This window comes from Kitasatospora sp. McL0602 (genome assembly GCF_052076145.1).
GTDB lineage: Bacteria > Actinomycetota > Actinomycetes > Streptomycetales > Streptomycetaceae > Kitasatospora.
Map to the genome: position 1 here is coordinate 1,512,085 of NZ_CP197246.1, position 18,839 is coordinate 1,530,923.

Consider the following 18,839-nt stretch of genomic DNA (forward strand, 5'->3'; position numbering starts at 1 on the left):
TGCAAGCGTGCGGCCACGCCCTGGGCCAGCGGGCCAGACGGGCCAGTGGGTCACCGTCGCGCCGTGCGGCTCCGCCTCGGGGCACCAGACCTGGACGTACAACCGGGACGGCAACCTGAAGCTGGCCGGCACCAGCAGCCGCCTGGACGTCTACGGCGACGACACCTCGACCACCGGCACCCCCGTCGACCTCTACGACTGCGGCTTCGCGCCGGGCGCGATCCAGGCCAACCAGACCTGGGCCGCCCCCTACAACACTCCCCCGACCGCCAGAGAGAAGCTGCGGGTAGGCCTGACGAGGGTCCACCCGCAGCACGGCAGGCCGCTACGAGGGATGAGCCGCAGCGAGGTCGCGGCGTCGGCGGCCGATCGCATCGGGGTCCCAGCCGGGATGCGGCACAGAGGCCAACAGCAGCTGGGTGTAGGGGTGTTGAGGTGCGCCGAGGAGATCAGCGACGGGCCGGTGCTCGACCGTCCGGCCCCGGTACATCACCAGCGCCTCGTCGCAGACGTAGCGGACCACCGCGAGGTCGTGGCTGACGAAGACCAGACCGATGCCGGTGTCGCGGCGGATGCCGGAGAGCAGGTTGAGGACTTGCGCCTGGACCGACACGTCCAGCGCCGACACCGCCTCGTCCAACACCAGGACGGCCGGGGAGACCGCCAACGCCCGTGCTATCGCGGCCCGTTGACGCTGTCCGCCGGAGAGCCGGCGGGGCAGGGCGGCCGCCTCGCGGTCGCCCAGGCCGACCTGGGCCAGGAGTTCGCGGACCCGGCCGGCCCGCGCCGTCCGGTCGGCGTGGCCGTGCAGGCGCAGGACCGCGTCGAGGGTGGCCCCGATGGTGAGCCGGGCGTCCAGCGAGAGGTACGGGTCCTGGAAGACGATCTGGACGGCCTTGGCGCGGGCCAGCCGCGCCGCGCGCCCACGGGTCCGGGTGGCGAGCGGCCTTCCCTGGAGCAGGATCTCGCCACTGTCCGGGGCTTCCAGGCCGACCAGCATCCGCGCGGTGGTGGTCTTGCCGGAGCCGGACTCCCCGACGATGCCGAGGGCGCCGCCGGCGTGCAGCGCGAAGGAGAGGTCGTCGACGGCGACCAGTTCCCCCGTGCCGGTCGGGTAGGTCTTGCGCAGGCCGTCGGCCTGGAGGAGTACCGGTGAGGTGGTCAACGCTTCTCCTCGTTCAGATGGCAGGCGACCAGCGCCGGGCCGTGCTGCCCGGCCGCAGCGGGCTCCAGCGGTGGCGGGGACTGGTCGCAGAGACCGGGACGGGCCAGCGGGCAGCGGGCCGCGAAGGCGCAGCCGGGTGCGCTCTCCGCCAGGCTCATGGGCACGCCCGGGATCGGGGTCAGCCGCTGCGGGCCGCCGTGCAGCGGCGGCGAGGAGCCGAGCAGCCCGGCGGTGTAGGGGTGCCGGGGGGCGGCAAGGAGATCGGCGGCGGTGCCGGTCTCGACGATCCGCCCGGCGTACATGACGTAGATCCGGTCGCAGGTGGCGCCGGCGAGGTCGAGGTCGTGGGTGATCAGGAGCAGGCCGAGGCCGCGATCGCGCTGCGCCTGCCGCAGGACGGCCATGATCTCGGCCTGGGTGGTGACGTCCAGGGCGGTGGTCGGTTCGTCGCAGAGCAGCAGCCGGGGGTCGCTGCCCAGGGCGCCGGCGATCATGACGCGCTGCAGCATGCCGCCGGACAGCTGGTGCGGGTACTGGCGCAGGTGACGGGCCGGGTCGGGCAGGCCGACGGCCGCGAGCAGCTCCAGCGCACGGTCGTCGGCCTGCGCCCTGGACCGGCCGCCGGTCACCCGCAGGGCCTCGGCGAGGAAGTCGCCGATCCGGCGCACGGGGTTGATGCCGGCCCGGGGGTCCTGGAAGATCATCGACGCCGTGCCGGTGCGCACCGCGCGCAGGCTCGCGGCGTCCGCGCCGACCAGGCCGGTGCCGTCGACGCGGACCTGGCCGCCGGTCCGGGCCCCGGCCGGGAGGAGCCCCAGCGCCGCGCGGGCGGTGACCGACTTGCCGGACCCGGATTCGCCGACCAGTGCGACGGCCTCCCCGGCGGCGACGCTCAGGGTGACGCCGTCCAGGATCGGGCGGGCCATCCCTGGCAGCGCGACGCTCAGGCCCTCGTAGGAGAGCAACGGCGGTTTGAGCAGCGGCGGTACGAGCAGCGGCATCAGGATTCCCTCCCCGCGAGCCGGTCGCCGAGGTGCTCCCCGACGACGTTGAAGGCGACGACGACCAGGACGACCGCGACGGCCGGGACGACCGCGGACAGCGGCTGCCCCTGCAGCACGGCCGCCTGGCCCTGGTTGATCATCGCGCCCCAGTCGGGCGTCGGCGGCTGCACGCCGAGGCCCAGGAAGGACAGTGCGGCCAGGTCGAGCAGGGCGTAGCCGAAGTTGACCGTCGACTGGGCGAGGACGGTGGGCGTGATGTTGGGCAGCAGCCGGCGCAGCGCGACGAACAACGCGGAGTGGCCCTGCACCCGGTAGGCGGCGATGTACGGCCGCACCTTCTCCTGGGCGGTGAGGCTGCGGACCAGGCGGGCGGTGTAGGGCATGTAGGCGACGGCCATGGCGAGCACCGGCGCGGTCAGGCCCTTGCCGAACAGCGCGACGGCGAGGATCGCCAGCAGCAGCGCGGGGAAGGCGAAGAGGATGTCGAGCAGCCGGCCGACCACGGTGTCGACCCAGCCGCCGCGCCAGGCGGTGAACAGGCCGACGCCTACGCCGAGGGCGGTGGAGAAGAGCACCACGGCGAGCGGGCCGGCCAGGCTGGTGCGGGTGCCCTCGATCAGGGCGGAGAAGGTGTCGTGCCCGCCCTTGTCGGTGCCGAGCCAGTGGTCGGCGCTCGGGCCGGCCAGGGTGCTGCCCAGCGAGCCGAAGGTCGGGTCCTGCGGGGCGAGCCAGGGGGCGAACAACGCGACCAGGACGAAGAGGCCCAGGATCAGCACGCAGACCCGCAGCAGCAGCCCGCCGCCGATCCGCCGCAGCCGGCTCAGCGGGCCACGCGCCGGGGAGCGGGGCGCGGTGGGGCTCAGGGCGCTCATCGGGCTCCTCCTTCCGCGCCCACGCGCGGGTCGATCAGCGGGTACACCAGGTCCACCACGGTGTTGACGACGACGAAGGCGGCGACGACCAGCAGCACGACCGCCTGCACGACCTGGAAGTCCAGCTCGTCCACGCACTGCACCAGCAGCGACCCGACGCCGGACATCCCGAACGCGGTCTCCACGATCGCGGTGCTGACCAACATCCCGGAGACCAGCAGGCCGCAGACGGTGACGATCGGGCCGAGTGCGTTGCGCAGCACGTGACGCCGGATCACCGTGCGCCGGGGCAGCCCCCGGCTGAGCGCGACCTCGACGTGTTCGCGCCGCAGTTCGTCGAGCATCGCCGAGCGGGTCACCCGGGTCACCAGGGCCATGAAGGTCACCGAGAGGGCGATCGCGGGCAGCACCACGTGGTGCAGCCGGTCCAGCACCCCGGTGCCGTTGCCGATGGTGGGGAACCAGCCCAGCCGCACGCCGAGGACCGAACGCAGCACGATCGCCGCGACGAAGGAGGGCACGGCCGCGCCGACCGTCACCATCAGCAGCACGGCGGCCCCCGTCCGGGTGCCGCGCCGCAGGGCACCGACGATGCCGGCGCCGATGCCCACCACGGCGATCATCAGCGTGGCGACCCCGACCAGCAGCAGGGTGGCCGGCAGCCGCGACCACAGCACCTCGCCGACGCTCTGGTGGAACAGGTAGGAGCGGCCGAAGTCGCCGTGCAGCACGCCGTCCAGCCAGTGCCAGTAGCGCACCGGGAACGGCTCGTCGAAGCCGTACTGGTGCCGGATCGCGGCGAGCTCGGCGGGGCTGGGGCTGCGGCCGCGGACCAGGAAGGCGGCCGGGTCGCCGGGCGCCAGATAGAGGGAGGAGAACACCAGGAAGGAGGTGACGAGCAGCGTCAGCGCCATCCCCAGCAGCCTGCGCGCCGCCGACCCGGCCGCCCGGAGAGCTGCGACGGCCGTCATCCCTTCGCCCCGATCCGGGCCGCCCACGGGTAGTACAGGTAGGCGATGGACGGCTGGACGCCGGTGATCCGCTTGCCCAGGAAGACGCTGACCGGCTCGGTGTACAGGGGCAGCCAGGGCAGTTGCTCCATGGCGATCTGCTGCACCTGCCGGGTGGCGGCGGCGTGCTCGGCCGGATCGTAGGCGCCGACGGCCCGGTCGACCGCCGCGTCGTACGCCGGGTCGGACCAGGCGCCGTAATTGCTGAACGCCCCGGTCCGCAGCGAGCCGTACATGTCCAGCGGGTCGGTGATCGAGGTGTACCAGAAGGTCAGGAAGAGGTCGATGCCCTCGCGCGCGGCCGGGTCGGTGAAGAGCGCCGTGTACTTGTCCGCGGAGATGGTGTCGATCTCGGGCTTCAGGCCGATCGCGGTGGCGGCCTGGGCGACGGCCTGGGTGATGATGGTCGTCTGGGAGTCCAGCGGGCTGGTCGCGATGACCACCTTCTGGCCGGTCACCCCGGCCTGCTGGGCGAGCGCCTTGGCCTTGGCCGGGTCGTACGGGTACGCGGGCAGCGCCCGGCGCGCGTCGGCGGCGGCGGAGCCCGGTGCGCTTCCCCAGGTGTTGTCGGTCACGAGCGAGTCGGCCACCTCCCCGACCCCGCCGGCACCGGCCTTGACGATGCCCTTGCGGTCGACGGCCATCAGCAGCGCCTGGCGGACCCGGGGGTCACCCAGCGGGCCCTTGAGGTTGCTGACCACCTCGTCGGCGACCGTGGTGTTCCGGCCGAAGTAGAGCGTGCCGGCCTGGCTGCTCCGCAGCTGCCCGTACGCGTCCGGCGGGACCATCCAGCCGCCGTCCACCTCGCCGGTGCGGAAGGCGTTGACCCGGGTGGTCGGGTCGGAGAGGAAGACGAACTTCACCTGGCCCGATCTGGCCTTGAGCTCGGGGTTCCAGTAGTCGTCGAAGCGCTTGAGCACCAGTGACTGGCCGGAGGTCCAGGAGGAGAACGCGAACGGGCCGGTGCAGTTCACCCCGCGGGCGGGGTTGCCGTAGTCCTTGCCGTCCTTGGCCAGGGTGGCGGCGGACTCGACGGTGCCGGGGCTGGCGGCCATGTACTCGTTGAAGGTGGAGTCCGGCGTCTTCAGGGTGACGGTGACCTCCATCGGGCCCGTCCGGTCGACCGACTTCACGTTGCGGTACGGGTAGCTCCAGTCCCCGGCCACCTCGGGGTCGAGGTTGCGGCGCAGCGAGGCGACGACGTCGTCGGCGGTGAGCAGCGAGCCGTCGTGGAAGTGCACGCCGGGGCGGATCCGGTAGGTCCAGGTGGTGGGCGTCGGGTTGGCGTACGAGGTGGCCAGGCTCGGTGAGGTGGTCAGGTCCGGGTTCCAGCGCAGAAGGCTCTCGCAGACGTTGGCGAGGATCTGGTTCGGCGGGAAGTCGAAGGAGTAGGCGTAGTCGATCGAGGTCGGCTCGGCGAAGAGCGACCAGGTGAAGGAGTCGATGTCACTCGCGGCGTCGGCCGTGGTGCTCGTCAGCTGGTAGGCGGCGGCACCAGCAGCGGCGCCGTCGGCGTCCGGGTGCGCGACGCCGCTGCACGCGCTGGTGGCGAGCGCGGTGGCCGCGACGACGCCGGCCAGCAGGCGGCGCGGGGTGGTTCTGGAACGGTCTGCGGACATGGGGGTTCCCTCCGGGAGTTCGGTGGGGGCGGTGGGGTGTGGAGCCTGCCGTGACGCTCGGAGCGTCAGTGGTCGGCGGTGAAGACCGCTCGGCCGTCGATGTACGTGCGCAGCACCCGGGTCAGCCCGATCTCGGCGGCCGGGTGCTCGAAGGGGTCGCGGTCCAGCACGACGAGGTCGGCGTACTTGCCCACCTCGACGGTCCCGGTGACGTCGTCCAGGTGGTTCACCCAGGCGCTTCCGGCGGTGTAGGCGGTCAGCGCCTGGGCCAGGGTCAGGGCCTGCTCCGGGTAGAACGGTTCGCGCGGGCGGTGGTCGGCCGGGGCGTTCGGCGCGTCCACCGGCACGGCGCGGTTGACCGCGACGTGAATTCCCCAGAGCGGGTTGGGGCTGCTCACCGACCAGTCGCTGCCGGCGACGAGCCGGGCGCCGGCCCGCTGGAGGTCGCCGAACGGGTACTGCAGGGCGGCGCGTTCGGGGCCCAGGAAGGGGATCGTCAGCTCGTCCATCTGCGGCTCGTGCGCGGCCCAGAGCGCCTGGATGTTCGCTGCGGCCCCCAGCTCGGCGAAGCGGGCCAGGTCGTCGGGGTGGATCACCTGGAGGTGCGCCAGGTGGTGGCGGTTGTCGGTTTCGCCGTTGGCGGCGCGGGCGGCGGCCAGTGCGTCGAGGGCCTGCCGCACGGCGCGGTCGCCCAGTGCGTGGAAGTGGACCTGGAAGCCTGCCCGGTCCAGCGCGCGGACCGCCTCGGCGAGCAACTCCGGGCCGACGAAGGTGAGTCCGGAGTTCCCGGTGGGGCAGCCGCAGCGGTCCAGGTAGGGCTCCAGCATGCTCGCGGTGAAGTTCTCCGCGATGCCGTCCTGCATGATCTTCACGGTGGTGGCACTGAACCGGCCGACCCGGCCGGTGCGGCGGCGCTCCTCCAGATCGGGCAGCTGCTCCAGCCCCCGTTCGCGGTCCCACCAGAGGGCGCCGACCACGCGGGCCCGGAGCGAGCCGTCGGCGGCCGCGCGCAGGTAGACGTCGTAGTTGTCGGGGTTGCCGGGGAAGGCGCCGATCATGGCGTCCTGCCAGCTCGTCACCCCGAGCGAGAACAGGTGCTGCTGGGCGGCGAGCAGGCCGGCCTGCGCCTCCTCGGGGGTCGCGACGGGGACGTGGTCGGCGACCAGGTCCATCGCGCCCTCCTGGAGGGTGCCGGCCGGGGTGCCGTCGGCCTCCCGCTCGATCCGGCCGTCCACGGGGTCGGGGGTGTCGCGGTCCACGCCCGCCCGTCGCAGGGCCGCCGAGTTGACCCAGGCACCGTGGCCGTCCCGGTTGGTGAGCAGGACGGGACGGTCGGGCACCACGGCGTCGAGCATGGCACGGGTGGGCAGGCCGCCGGGGAAGACGTCCATCGACCAGCCGCCGCCGAGGATCCACTCCTGGTCGGTGTGGGTCTCGGCGTACCGGGCGATCACCGCGAGGTAGCCGTCCACCGAGCGCTGCGCGGCCAGGTCGCAGCGCAGCATCTGGACGCCGGCCACCGCCGGATGGACGTGGGCGTCCTGGAAGCCGGGGACGAGCAGGCCGCCGGCGAGGTCGACGACCTCGGTGGCCTCGTCGGCCAGCAGGCGGACGGTGGCCTCGTCGGTGACGGCGAGGATCACGCCACCGCCGACCGCCACCGCCGCGTTGACCGGCTCCGACGAGGTGCCGGTGAAGACCCGGCCCCCCACGAAAACGGTGTCGACCTGCGGGCTGGTGTGTGCCATCAACGGCTCCTCCGGCTCGGCGGGCAGGCCCGCTCGGCGTGTTGTTGAGGAGGAGTGAACGGCAGCGCAACACTGTTGTCAACAGTGTTGCGCGAAGTTGCCCGCACCTCGATACACTGGCGCCACCATGTCGAAGTCACCCGCACCCCCCGCCCGAAGCAAGCGCGCCGGCTCCCAGCTGACGCCCGAGGCGATCATCGAGGCCAGCCTGCGCATCGCCGCCCGTGGCAGCGCCGACGCCTTCACGGTCCGCCGCCTCGGCGAGGAGCTGGGCGCCGATCCGACCGCGATCTACCGCCACTTCCGCGACAAGGACGAGCTGCTGCTCTCCGTCGCCGACCGGACCCTCGGCGAGGTGCTGGACAGCATCCCGCCCGGCCTCGACTGGAAGGGCCGACTGCGGGCGCTGGCCGACGCCTCACTGGCCGTCGCACTCAAGTACCCGGCGGTCAGCTCGATCATGGCCAGCCGGACCACCCGGCGCAGCAACGAGTTCCGCGTGGTCGAGCTGATCCTCGGCGCGGTCACCGAGGCCGGTCTCGACGGCGCCGACGCGGCCGTGCACTACCGGATGGTCGGCGACTCACTGCTGGCCTACGTCGGCCAGCGGGCCGCCTACCTGCTCTTCGACCCCGAGGTCCGGGCGGCCGACGAGTCCTCGTGGACCCGCGAGTACCGGCTGGTGGACGCGCACGGATTCCCACACATCACCCGGCTGGGCCAGCAGTTGGCCGAGGTGACGCACGACCAGATCTTCCACGCCCGGGTCGAGGCGCTGATCACGGCGATCGAGCAGCAGGCCGAGGGCGTCCGCGGGGCCTGAGCCCACTCCCAGGAGTGGCCGCGCCTGGGGGCGCGCTCGGACAGCGGTTTGCGCAACAGTGTTGACAACAGTGATGTGCCGGCGCTTCACTCCCCAGCAACTCGAAAAACGCGACGGGCCCCACCCCGCCGCGCGAGCCTCTCGACCTGCCGCCTGCCGCGCGCTGCGCGCAGCGGGGCCGCCCCCACGAGAAGAGGCACCTCATGCACCGTGCACCCAACTCCCCCGCGATCCCCGGCAACCGGTCCGGCCTCCCCGAGCCGCTGCGCGCCCTCTTCGCCACCCACGCCGAGGCGCGCCGCCGCGCGATGCCCGTCGCCGAGGTCGCCGGTGAGCGGGCCGAGCGGGCCGAGCGGGTGCTCAGCCGCCGCCGGCTCCTCGGCACCGCCGGGGCGGTCGCCGCCGCCGCGACCGTACCGGCGGGCCTGCTCGCCCCCACCCGGGCCACTGCGGCGACCGCCCCCCGGGTGGTGATCGTCGGGGCAGGCCTGGCGGGGCTGCGCTGCGCCCACAAGCTCTGGAACCGGGGCAACCCTATCGCCGCCACGGTCTACGAGGCCGACACCAGCCACCTCGGCGGCCGCTGCTGGTCGCTGCGCGGCTTCTTCACCGGCGGCCAGGTCAGCGAGCACGGCGGCGCATTCATCAGCTCGACCGACACCGCCGTCCTCCAACTCGCCAACAGCCTGGGCCTGCAGCGCGAGTACGCCAACGGCGGCGCGCTGGACGCCGGCGACTACGCCGCCCGGATCAACGGCGCGCCCTACGACGGCGACCAGCAGCAGGCCGACTGGACGGCCGAGGCCTTCGCCGCCTTCAGCGCCTCCTACCAGGCGATCGGCACCCCCCGGTACGACAACTACACCGCCGAGGCGCACCGGATCGACCAGCTGTCCTGCCTGGACTACCTCGCCGAGATCGGCCTGCCCGCGAACTCCCCGCTCGGCCAGCTGATCCAGTCCATCCAGCTGCAGTCCGGCGGTGAGCCCGCGCAGTCCTCCGCGCTGAACATGATCAGCTTCCTCGGGGCGTCCAGCACCTTCGACGGCGCGAGCGGCTTCGACGAGAAGTTCCATCTGGCCGGCGGCAACGACCAGTTGGTCAGCGGGATGGTCGGGCAGCTGCCGACCGGTGCCGTCAAACAGGGCTACGAGCTGGTCGCGCTGTGCCAGAACGGCGACGGCAGCTACACCTGCACCTTCAAGCACGACGGCAGCACCGTCTCGGTCCCCGCCGACCACGTGGTGCTGGCCCTGCCGTTCAGCACCCTGCGCAACGTCGACCTGTCCCGGGCCAACCTCTCCGCCCTGAAGCTCGGTGCGATCCGCCGCCAGGGCATGGGGCAGAACGCCAAGCTCGTCACCCAGGTCACCAGGAAGACCTGGCCCGCGCTCGGCTTCAACGGCATCTCCAACACCGGGCCGCTCGGCTACCAGACCTCCTGGGACGGCTCGGTCGATCTGGGCGCCAAGGGCGCACCCGCCCTGCTCGTCAACTTCCTCGGCGGCGACGGCGCCCGCACCACCCTCACCGGAGCGGCCCACGGACCGGCCCCGACCGCCGACGTGAACCAGTTCCTCGCACAGATCGAGCAGGTCTACCCCGGCACCACAGCCGCCTGGAACGGCAAGGCGTACGAGGACCACTGGTCCCTCGACCCGTGGCACCTGGGCGCCTACCACTACTACAAGGTCGGCCAGTACACCGCCTTCGCCGGCTACGAAGGCGTCCAGGAGGGGAGGATCCACTTCGCGGGCGAGCACACCGACGTGGACAACGCCACCCTGAACGCCGCCGTGGCCTCGGGGGTCCGCGTCGCGGGCGAGATCACCACCCAGATCTGAACAGCTACGAACGACTACCAACGATTACGAGCGGCTAGGGGCACCATGAGCACCGTCAACGGCGGCATCTCCTTCTGGTACGCGCAGACCGGACTTCCCGCGCGGCGCGCGCCGTTGCCCGGCGACGCCACGGCCGACGTGTGCGTCGTCGGCGGCGGCTACACCGGGCTCTGGACGGCGTACTACCTGAAGAAGGCGCTGCCCTCCCTCCGGATCACCGTGCTGGAGCAGGAGTTCTGCGGCTACGGGGCCTCGGGCCGCAACGGCGGCTGGCTCTACAACGGCATCGCGGGCCGCGACCGCTACGCCCGGCTGCACGGCCACCGGGCCGCCGTGGAACTGCAGCACGCGATGAACGAGACCGTGGACGAGGTGATCCGGGTCGCCGCCGCGGAGGGCATCGACGCCGACATTCACCGGGGCGGTGTGCTGGAGGTGGCCTGCACCCCGGCCCAACTCGCCCGGCTGAAGGCCTTCCACGAGGCGGAGACCGGCTTCGGCGAGCACGACCGCGTGCTGTTGGGCGCGGCCGAGTCCGCCGAGCGCATCCGGGTGGCCGGCACCCTCGGCGGCAGCTGGACCCCGCGCGGCGCGCGGGTCCACCCCGTCAAACTGGTGGCGGGCCTGGCGCGCGTCGTCGAGGGCCTCGGTGTGGTCGTCCACGAGTCGACGGCCGTGACGGCGATCGAACCGCGACGCGCCGTCACCCCGCACGGGACCGTCCGCGCGACGTACGTGCTGCGCTGCACCGAGGGCTTCACGGCCGCGCTCAAGGGCCAGAAGCGGACCTGGCTGCCGATGAACTCCTCCATGATCGCGACCGAGCCGCTGCCGCCGGAGGTCTGGGAAACCATCGGCTGGGAGGGCCGCGAGACCCTCGGCGACCTGGCCCACTCCTACATGTATGCGCAACGCACCGCCGACGACCGGATCGCGATCGGCGGGCGCGGCATCCCGTACCGCTTCGGCTCGCGCACCGACAACGACGGGCGGACCCAGGCCGCCACCATCGAGGCGTTGCGGGAGATCCTGGTCCGCTTCTTCCCCGCCACGGCAGGCGCGGCGATCGACCACGCCTGGTCGGGGGTGCTCGGCGTGCCACGGGACTGGTGCGCCGCCGTGGAGCTCGACCGCTCCACCGGTCTCGGCTGGGCCGGCGGCTACGTCGGCAGCGGGGTCGCGACGGCGAACCTGGCCGCGCGCACCCTGCGTGATCTCATCCGGCTCGACTCCGGCGAGGGTGGCCCCACCGAGCTCACCACGCTGCCCTGGGTCGGCCACCCGGTGCGCCGCTGGGAGCCCGAACCCCTCCGCTGGCTCGGGGTCCACGGCCTGTACGCGGTCTACCGGGGCGCCGACCGCCGCGAGTTGGCCGGCGGCCGGGCCGGCACCGACTGGGCGGCCCGCCTCGCCGACCGGGTGAGCGGGCGCTGAGGACGACCCCCGGCACGGGCCGTCCGTACGGACCGTCCGTGCGGCGCCGGGTCAGCAGGTCGCTCCGGTCTTCACCGGCTTGAGGTCGACCAGGTACGCGTCGACGGCGTCGGTCACGCACGCGTTGCTGCGCCCGTAGGCGGTGTGGCCCTGCCCCTGGAAGGTCAGCAGCATGCCCCCGGGGAGTTGCGAGGCCAGGCTCTGCGCGTTCTCGTACGCGGTCACCGGATCACCGGTGGTGCCGACCACGAGGACCGGGGGCAGGCCCGGCGCGTCGACGCGGTGCGGCTGCCGGGGCCCGGTCGGCAGGTCCTTGCAGCTGAGGTCGGCGAGCACGCCGGCCGTCCCGAACGGGCCCGCCGCCCGGTCCGCCGGGGCGAGGGCGTCCCAGTATGCCTGCGGGTCCTTGGGGTGCGGGACGTCGAGGCAGTTGACCGCCAGCAGCGCGGCCTCGGAGTTGTCCGGCGCCTGCCCGTCGGAGCTGCTGGAGCCGTCGGAGCGGCGGTCCCGGGCGGCCGGGCGGGACGCCGTGGGCGCGGAGGCCCCCGAACCGTCGGCCTGGTCGGCCGGGTGCGGCGCCGCGAGCGCGGCCAGCTTCGTGCCGTCACCACGGCGCGCGGCGCTCAGGGCCTCGGACAGCGGCTGCCACTGGGCTTCAGGGGTGTACATCGACATGGTGACGGCCGTGTTCAGCATGTGTACGTCGAGCCGGTCCGACGTGCCCTGGATCTTCAGCGACCGGTGCGCCACCTTGGTGTAGAGGTCGGTGATGAGTTGGCGGATCGCCTCCGGGGTGGCGGCGGGGCACGCGTCGCCGACGACGGTGACGCACTGGTCGGCGTAGCCGTCCACGGCCCGCTTGAACGCCTTGCCCTCCATGATGGTGCGCTCGGACCAGTTCTTGGCCGGGTCGTCGGCGCCGTCGAGGACCATCGCGCGCACCCGCTGGGGGAAGAGCTCGGCGTACGTGGCGCCGAGGTACGTGCCGTAGGACCAGCCGAGGTAGTTGAGCTTCTCGTCGCCGAGAGCCGCCCGCAGGACGTCCATGTCGCGGGCGACGTCCAACGTCCCGACGCGCGACAGGATGTCGCCGCTGTGGGCCTTGCACCCGGCGGCGGTGGCCTCGGCGTCGGCGAGGGCGGCTCGGCGTTCAGCGTCGGTCCTGGGGTAGAGCGGGCGCGGCACGTCGTCGGGCCCGCCCTGGTTGGCAGCGTCGTCGGGCGAGCCGCAGTCGAGGGCGGGCTTGCTGCCGGCCACACCGCGCGGGTCGAACTCGACCACGTCGAACGAGGCTCGCATCCGTGGGCCGAACGCTGCCATCCCGCCGGACTTCATGTCGCGCACCCCGGACTGGCCCGGCCCGCCGGGGTCGAGGACCAGCGACCCGAGGCGCTTGACCGGGTCCGTGCCGACGGTCCTGATCACCGGCAGGGTGAAGGTCCTGCCGTTCGCGGGCTGCGCGTAGTGCATCGGGACGGTCAGCGTGGCGCACTGCTGGTCGCCGCACGGGGTCCAGCTCAACTTCTGCTGGTAGAAGGCCCGCAGGGACTCCTGGGCAGCGGGCTCGGTGGGGGGCGCAGCTGCTGCGGCCACTGCGGCCCGGGGCGGCGCCTTCGGGCCCCCGGCGTCGGGGCCGCAGCCCGCGAGCGCCGCCGTGCCGAGGACGGCCAGGGCCAGGACGAGGACGCCGCGCTGCACGGTGGTGTGGTTCATGGGGGTACTCCGGTGGGGTCGGGCCGGTGTCGTCACGGTCACTTCGCGGCGGGGCAGCCTGGGCAGAGCGCGGACGCGTGCAGTGCGCCGAACAGGTGCCGGAGCTGGCGGAGCCCGGCCCGGCCAGGTGCCGCGCCCGAGCCCGGCAGGGACACCTGCCTGGTCTCGCTCCGGGAGTGGCCGGTCTGGTGGACCCGCGCCGTGGGCGGTGCGGCCGGACCGGAGTGGCCGTCGGCCCGGTCCACGGGCAGGGCGCAGAAGACCGCGGCGATGCCGATCGTGACGATTGCGAGCAGTGCGGCGGAGCGCGGGCGCCACCGGAGACCGGCGAGGGAGCTGGACATGGCTCCACCCTGCCCGGCGTCGGATGAGATGAAGATGAGGCTGGTGGCAGGACGACTCGGGCCCTGCCGCGCGGGTCAGCTGCCCGTGTGCTGCGGCAGGAGCAGTTCGGCCAGTGCCCCGCCGCCGGGCGCCTGGGAGAGCCGGGCGGTGCCGCCATGGAGTTCGGCCACCCAGCGGACGATGGCGAGGCCCGTCCCGGTGCCGGTACCGGCGGCTCCGGTGACGCGGCGCTCGAAGACCCGCTCACGGTCCTCCGTCGGCACCCCGGGGCCGTGGTCGCGTACGGCGACCCGGCCTGCGGTGACGGTCACCTCGACCGGCGTGCCGCCGCCGTACCGGAGCGCGTTCTCCACCAGGTTGCGGACGGCCTGGCCGAGCAGTTCGGGGTCGCCGTCGACGATGGCGGGCTCGGTGGTGACGGTGACGCCGGTGTGGTCCGGCAGTTCCTCGACGGTCGCCTCGACCAGCTGGTCGAGGCGCAGCCGGGTCAGCTCGATCTCCTGGGTGCCGGCCTCCAGGCGGGCGCGGGCGAGCAGCCCGGTGACCAGGCGGCCCAGCCGGTCGACCAGCCGGACGGCCTCGTCGAGGGCGGCGGGTGCCCGGGTGGGCGAGGCGCTGCCGGTCTCCACGACCAGCCGCAGGGTGGCCAGCGGGGTGCGCAGTTCGTGCGCCGCCTCGGCGAGGAACTGCTCCTGCTGCTCGAGCCCGCGCAGCGCCGGTCGCATCGCGCGCCCGGACAGCAGGTGACCGACGGCGGCGGCCGCCAGGACGAGGGCGGCGCAGCCCAGGGCCAGCCAGTGCAGCAGCCGACTGTGGGCCGCCTCGCTCTGGGCCGGATCGTCGCCGACCAGCACTGCGGCGCCGATCCGGTCGCCGTTCCAGACCGGGGCGGCGGCCCAGTGGAATTCCCGGCCGCCCACGGCCTGCGCGGTGAACTGGACGGTCTGCTGGTCGTGCTGGACGAGCTGCCAGATCTCGTCGAGATTCGCCTGGTCGGGCAGCGTCGCCGGGGAGGTGTAGGCGTGGCTGACCTGCGCGTGGCCGGTCTGCTCGGGTCCGGTCTGCTCGGGTCCGGTCTGCTCGGGTCCGGTCTGCTCGGGTCCGGTCTGCGCGGCTCCGGTCTGTGCGGCTCCCTCGGCGGGTCCCTGGAGGACACCGAGCGCGTCGGCGCCGCGCGCCAGGTCGTCGTCCTGCAGGGGGTCGAGGTACAGCCCGCCGCCGGCGTCGTAGAACACCGCACGGGCGAGCCCGTCGGCGCGGTGGACGGCGTCGTGGTCCAGGTCGTTGGCCCGGGACTGGCCGTCGGTGCGGACGGCGATGGTGGCGAGGACGAGCAGGCAGACGGCGGTGGTCGCGGCGAAGAGTACGGTCATCGCCCACCGGGCGCGGTGCAGGCGCGCGACGGCGGGGGTGCGCGACCTCACCGGCCGGCGCCCGGGTCGCCGATGCGGTAGCCGACGCCGCGCACGGTCGTGATGAGTTCGGGCGGGCCCAGTTTGCGGCGCAGCTGGCCTATCAGGACGTCGACGACGTTGGAGAGCGGTTCGGCCTGCTCGTCCCAGCAGCGTTCGACGAGCTCGGTACGGGTGACCACCTCGTCGGCCCGCAGCATCAGCACCTCCAGCACCGAGAACTCCTTCGCGGTGAGGGTGAGCAGCACGCCGTCCCGCCGCACCCGGCGGCGCGGCAGGTCGAGCTCCAGGTCGCCGACCCTCAGCTCGGGGAGCCGGGCGGGCTGGCCGCGACGGCTCAGCGCGCGAACCCGGGCGCTGAGCTCGGCGAAGGCGAAGGGCTTGACGAGGTAGTCGTCGGCGCCGTGCTCGAAGCCGGCCACCCGGTCGGTGACCGCGTCGAGCGCGGTGAGCAGCAGCACCGGGAGGGTGGAGCCCGCCTTCCGCTGGGCGGCCAGGAGGGTGAGCGCGTCCCCGTCGGGCAGCGTGCGGTCCGCGACCAGGCAGTCGTAGCTGTTGACCGCGAGCTTGAAGTCGGCGTCGGCGAGATCGGCGGCGAAGTCGACGGCGAAACCCGCCTCCCGCAGCCCCCTGACGATCACGGGCCCGAGCTCGGGATCGTCCTCAAGGACAAGTACACGCATGACCGACCATCCTACTGGGCTGAAAACACCACAATCGTGATGGTATGCCTGTCCCCTCCTGGAGTGTGATCAGCGTTTCCACGACGGCAGTGCCTCGGCGGCCTCGGTGAACTGCCGGCCCGAGGCGTCCGTGAAGGTGAAGGAGAGCGGCGTCAGCGCGGCTGCCACGAGCCGCAGCATGGCCGGGTGCGACTCGACGTGACCGGCGGTCAGGTCGAGCCGCTGAGTCGACACCCCAAGGGCCAGCGGGCCGGGCGGCACCAGGTTGAAGTAGTGCTGCACCCCGGCGGTCGCACGCACCTCGCGTACGCCGTGGAGGGACCGGAGCTCGGCGGCCTCCAGCGGCGGCTGGTTCCAGAACTGGAAGCAGACCCCCGCCCGGTCGTACGGGACGGCCTCCCGGCCCTCGCCCCCGCAGGCCAGGTCCGCGGCGACGGTCAGCAGGTCCGCCCCGGTGGCCCGCCCGGCCAGCTCCGCGATCCAGCCGCCCAGGCGCCCGTTCACCTCGATCAGGCGGGGTCCGTCCGCTGTCCACTTGAACTCCGTATGGGCGATGCCCACTCGGACGCCCAGGGCGGCCAGGATCTGCTCGGTGCGGCCGTGGATCTGCCGTTCCTGGGCGGCGGTCAGGCCCGACGGCCAGAACTGGCCGCATTCGCGGAACGGCTCCGCCTGCGGGAACTTCCCGGTGACGGCGAGGTGGCGCGGCCCGTCCGGTGCGAGGACGGTCTCCACGCTGACGTAGTCGCCCAGGCCGGCGATCGGCTCGCCCCGCAGGTACTCCTCCAGGACGTAGGCCCGGCCAGGGTGGAGGGTCGCTGCTGCCCGCGCAACGGCGGCAGCGTCGGTGAGCGGCCTGGTGTCGGTGCTCCCCTTGCCGACCACCGGTTTGAGGACGGCGGGCAGGCCGACCGCCGTGGCGGCCGTGAGCAGGTCCGCGGGCCCGGTGACCAGCGCCGTACGGGTGCTGTCCAGGCTCAGGGCCGCCAGCCGGGCCCGCTGCGCGTGCTTGTCGGTGAGCAGGTGCGCGGTGGCCGGCGAGTGGTAGGGCAGGCCGAGCGCCTCGGCGAGCTGCGCCGTCGCGGGGATGAGCTCACTGAAGGTGGTGATGCCGTCCGGCCGCCAGCGCCGGAGCTCCGTCAGCCGCGCCTGCCACTCGTCCAGCGCTACCACCGGCCCGGCCGCCCGCAGGATGGGCAGCACCGCCCGGGTGTGCGGCGTGTCCGCGGCGACGAAGCAGAGCTGGTAGCGGTCGCCGAGCGACCGGAGCAGTTCCCCCGCGCCTGCGGCACCTTCCTCGTAGACGATCAGCAGGCGCGGCCGGTCCGGCAGTCCGGTCGTCATCGGTCGGTCCCGGCGGGCCGGTCCGCCGGGAGCAGGCCTGCCAGCACGTCCGCGAGGTCGGCGAAGGTCGGGGTGGTGAAGAGCAGCGCCGGGTCGAGCTCCGTGCCGGACGCCTCGGAGAGCCGGGCGAACAGCGCCGCGGCGAGCAGCGAGTGGCCGCCGTCGGCGAAGAAGTCCGAGTCCGGCTCCGGCGTGACGAAGAGGAGGTCCTCCCACTGCTCGGCGAGGGCGAGACGGATGTCGATGGTCATGACCGGTCGGTTCCTTTCGGGTGGGGCCGGTGGGGCAGGTGGGGCAGAGAGGTCGGCGGGGTTCAAGGCAGCGGGCGGTGGGCTGCCGTGGGGCTGCGGTCGAGCTTGCCGGAGGCCGTGACAGCAAGCTCCTCGACCTGGACGAACCGGCTGGGGACCATGTGCTCCGGCAGCAGAGCCGCGACCGCCCGGCGCAGGTCGGCGGTGGTCGCCGGTGCGGCGGGCACCACGTGGGCGACCAGCTGCCGGTCACCCCGCGGGGTCGAGGCGACCGAGACCGTGGCCGCGTGGACGGCTCCGGTCCGCAGCAGGGCGGCCTCGACCTCGCCGAGCTCGATCCGGTAGCCCCGGAGCTGGACCTGCCGGTCGGCGCGGCCGAGGTAGTGGAGTTCGCCGGCCTCCTCTACCACCAGGTCTCCGGTGGCGTACCAGCGCTGCTCCCCGGTGTCCGGCAGCCGGACGAGCCGCTCGGCGCTGCGCTCCTCGTCCCAGAGGTAGCCGGTGAGGACCTGCCCCCCGCTGAGCAGCAACTGCCCGCCGTGCCCGGCCCGGACGGGGCGGAGGGCGTCGTCCACGACCCGGTGGGCCAGGCCCGGCAGCGGGCGCCCGATCGGGGTGGGGTGGTCGGGCGGGAGCTCGTCCGGGGCCAGGCGCCGGAAGGTGGCGTGCACGGTGCTCTCGGTGATGCCGTACATGTTGGTCACGGCGGCGCGGTGCCCGAGTGCCCGCCACCGGCGCACGGCCGGCACGGAGAGCTCCTCGCCGCCGAAGACGAGATGCCGGACGGCCGGCAGCGCCGAGGAGCGCTCGGCCAGCGCCTGGACGAGGTACCCGAAGACGGTGGGGACCTGGTTCAGGACGGTGACGGCGGCATCGGCGAGCCACTGCGCGGTGCGGTCGGGCGACCGCAGGGTCGGCTGGTCCGGCACGGCGAGCTCGCCGCCGGACCGCCAGGCTCCCCACATCTCCCAGACCGAGAAGTCGAAGTTGTGGGAGTGCATCAGCGCCCAGACGTCGTCCGGGCCGAAGTCGAAGAGCCGGTCGGTGGCCGCGAACAGTGCGGACAGCGAAGCGACGGTGACCGGGACGCCCTTGGGCACCCCGGTCGACCCCGAAGTGAAGATCACGTAGGCGACCCCGGGCGTGGGCGGCCGCACGGCGGGCACGGCGGCGGGCAGCCGGACGGCCAGGCCGTCGAAATCCTCGTCCCCGACCGTCAGCGCCAGTGCTGCCCGGTCCGCGACGAGCGCGGTGCGCTCCGAGGGGTAGGCCGGGTCCAACGGCACGTAGGGCAGCCCCGCCTTCGCGCACCCGAGCACGGCGACGGCGAGGCGCGCCCCCCGGGTGAGCCGCAGGCCGACCCGCTCGCCCGGCCGCAGCCCGGCGGCAGCCGCCGCTGCCGCGAAACCGCCGGCGAGAGTGTCGAGTTCGCCGTAGCTGAGAGCTCCGTCGGCGGCTCGGACCGCGATCCTGCGGGGGTGGCGGCGGGCCTGCTCCTCGAAGCAGGCGATGGGTGCTCGGTCGGGCATGTCGGTCCTCTCGGTCGGGCGGCCGGTGCGGCGGGAGCTGCGC

General features: G+C 73.6%; 16 protein-coding genes. 3 read left to right on the forward strand and 13 right to left on the reverse strand.

From position 1 onward, the window contains the following. Positions 1–325: 325 nt before the first annotated feature. The 6 genes from ACR68M_RS06995 to ACR68M_RS07020 all read right to left on the reverse strand — a co-directional run bounded on the left by ACR68M_RS06995 (position 326) and on the right by ACR68M_RS07020 (position 7,418). On the reverse strand, positions 326–1,165 hold the full coding sequence (locus tag ACR68M_RS06995) for an ATP-binding cassette domain-containing protein (RefSeq protein WP_441249560.1): 840 nt from the start codon (positions 1,163–1,165) through the stop codon (positions 326–328). Beyond that, positions 1,162–2,166 (reverse strand): ABC transporter ATP-binding protein, encoded by a 1,005-nt coding sequence (locus tag ACR68M_RS07000; RefSeq protein ID WP_441249561.1) that lies wholly within the window; start codon positions 2,164–2,166, stop codon positions 1,162–1,164. The genes ACR68M_RS06995 and ACR68M_RS07000 overlap by 4 nt, the downstream gene beginning before the upstream one ends. Continuing rightward, positions 2,166–3,041: an ABC transporter permease gene (locus ACR68M_RS07005; protein ID WP_441249562.1), complete on the reverse strand. Its 876-nt coding sequence runs from the start codon at positions 3,039–3,041 to the stop codon at positions 2,166–2,168. Before ACR68M_RS07005 ends, ACR68M_RS07000 begins: the two co-directional genes overlap by 1 nt. Beyond that, positions 3,038–4,012: an ABC transporter permease gene (locus tag ACR68M_RS07010; RefSeq protein WP_441249563.1), complete on the reverse strand. Its 975-nt coding sequence runs from the start codon at positions 4,010–4,012 to the stop codon at positions 3,038–3,040. The genes ACR68M_RS07005 and ACR68M_RS07010 overlap by 4 nt, the downstream gene beginning before the upstream one ends. Further along, positions 4,009–5,670, reverse strand: coding sequence for an ABC transporter substrate-binding protein (locus ACR68M_RS07015; RefSeq protein WP_441249564.1), 1,662 nt, complete (start codon positions 5,668–5,670; stop codon positions 4,009–4,011). Before ACR68M_RS07015 ends, ACR68M_RS07010 begins: the two co-directional genes overlap by 4 nt. 65 nt (positions 5,671–5,735) lie before the next feature. Next, positions 5,736–7,418 (reverse strand): amidohydrolase, encoded by a 1,683-nt coding sequence (locus tag ACR68M_RS07020; RefSeq protein ID WP_441249565.1) that lies wholly within the window; start codon positions 7,416–7,418, stop codon positions 5,736–5,738. Positions 7,419–7,545: 127 nt separating this feature from the next. Here ACR68M_RS07020 and ACR68M_RS07025 point away from each other — a divergent pair, with 127 nt between their 5' ends. From ACR68M_RS07025 to ACR68M_RS07035, 3 genes are all read left to right on the forward strand, one after another. Further along, complete coding sequence (locus ACR68M_RS07025) at positions 7,546–8,241, forward strand: TetR/AcrR family transcriptional regulator (RefSeq protein ID WP_441249566.1); 696 nt, start codon at positions 7,546–7,548, stop codon at positions 8,239–8,241. Positions 8,242–8,444: 203 nt separating this feature from the next. Continuing rightward, a complete protein-coding gene (locus ACR68M_RS07030) occupies positions 8,445–10,085 on the forward strand; it encodes a flavin monoamine oxidase family protein (RefSeq protein ID WP_441249567.1) in 1,641 nt (546 codons plus the stop codon). A gap of 45 nt (positions 10,086–10,130) precedes the next feature. Beyond that, positions 10,131–11,519 carry an NAD(P)/FAD-dependent oxidoreductase gene (locus ACR68M_RS07035; RefSeq protein ID WP_441249568.1) on the forward strand — a complete coding sequence of 463 codons (1,389 nt, stop codon included), beginning with the start codon at positions 10,131–10,133 and terminating at the stop codon, positions 11,517–11,519. A 51-nt stretch (positions 11,520–11,570) separates the two neighbouring features. On the opposite strand, the gene ACR68M_RS07040 is transcribed toward ACR68M_RS07035, so the two are convergent. The 7 genes from ACR68M_RS07040 to ACR68M_RS07070 all read right to left on the reverse strand — a co-directional run bounded on the left by ACR68M_RS07040 (position 11,571) and on the right by ACR68M_RS07070 (position 18,796). Then, positions 11,571–13,232: an alpha/beta hydrolase gene (locus ACR68M_RS07040; RefSeq protein WP_441249569.1), complete on the reverse strand. Its 1,662-nt coding sequence runs from the start codon at positions 13,230–13,232 to the stop codon at positions 11,571–11,573. 38 nt (positions 13,233–13,270) lie between these two features. Beyond that, positions 13,271–13,576, reverse strand: coding sequence for a hypothetical protein (locus ACR68M_RS07045; RefSeq protein WP_441249570.1), 306 nt, complete (start codon positions 13,574–13,576; stop codon positions 13,271–13,273). 75 nt (positions 13,577–13,651) lie between these two features. Continuing rightward, positions 13,652–15,001, reverse strand: a complete 1,350-nt coding sequence (locus tag ACR68M_RS07050; protein ID WP_441249571.1) for a sensor histidine kinase — start codon at positions 14,999–15,001, stop codon at positions 13,652–13,654. Next, positions 14,998–15,672 (reverse strand): winged helix-turn-helix domain-containing protein, encoded by a 675-nt coding sequence (locus ACR68M_RS07055; RefSeq protein WP_441249572.1) that lies wholly within the window; start codon positions 15,670–15,672, stop codon positions 14,998–15,000. The genes ACR68M_RS07050 and ACR68M_RS07055 overlap by 4 nt, the downstream gene beginning before the upstream one ends. A 69-nt stretch (positions 15,673–15,741) precedes the next feature. Further along, positions 15,742–17,016 (reverse strand): ATP-grasp domain-containing protein, encoded by a 1,275-nt coding sequence (locus ACR68M_RS07060; RefSeq protein WP_441249573.1) that lies wholly within the window; start codon positions 17,014–17,016, stop codon positions 15,742–15,744. Then, positions 17,013–17,267, reverse strand: coding sequence for an acyl carrier protein (locus ACR68M_RS07065; RefSeq protein WP_441249574.1), 255 nt, complete (start codon positions 17,265–17,267; stop codon positions 17,013–17,015). Before ACR68M_RS07065 ends, ACR68M_RS07060 begins: the two co-directional genes overlap by 4 nt. Before the next feature lie 62 nt (positions 17,268–17,329). Continuing rightward, positions 17,330–18,796: an amino acid adenylation domain-containing protein gene (locus ACR68M_RS07070; protein ID WP_441249575.1), complete on the reverse strand. Its 1,467-nt coding sequence runs from the start codon at positions 18,794–18,796 to the stop codon at positions 17,330–17,332. Positions 18,797–18,839 lie beyond the last annotated feature (43 nt).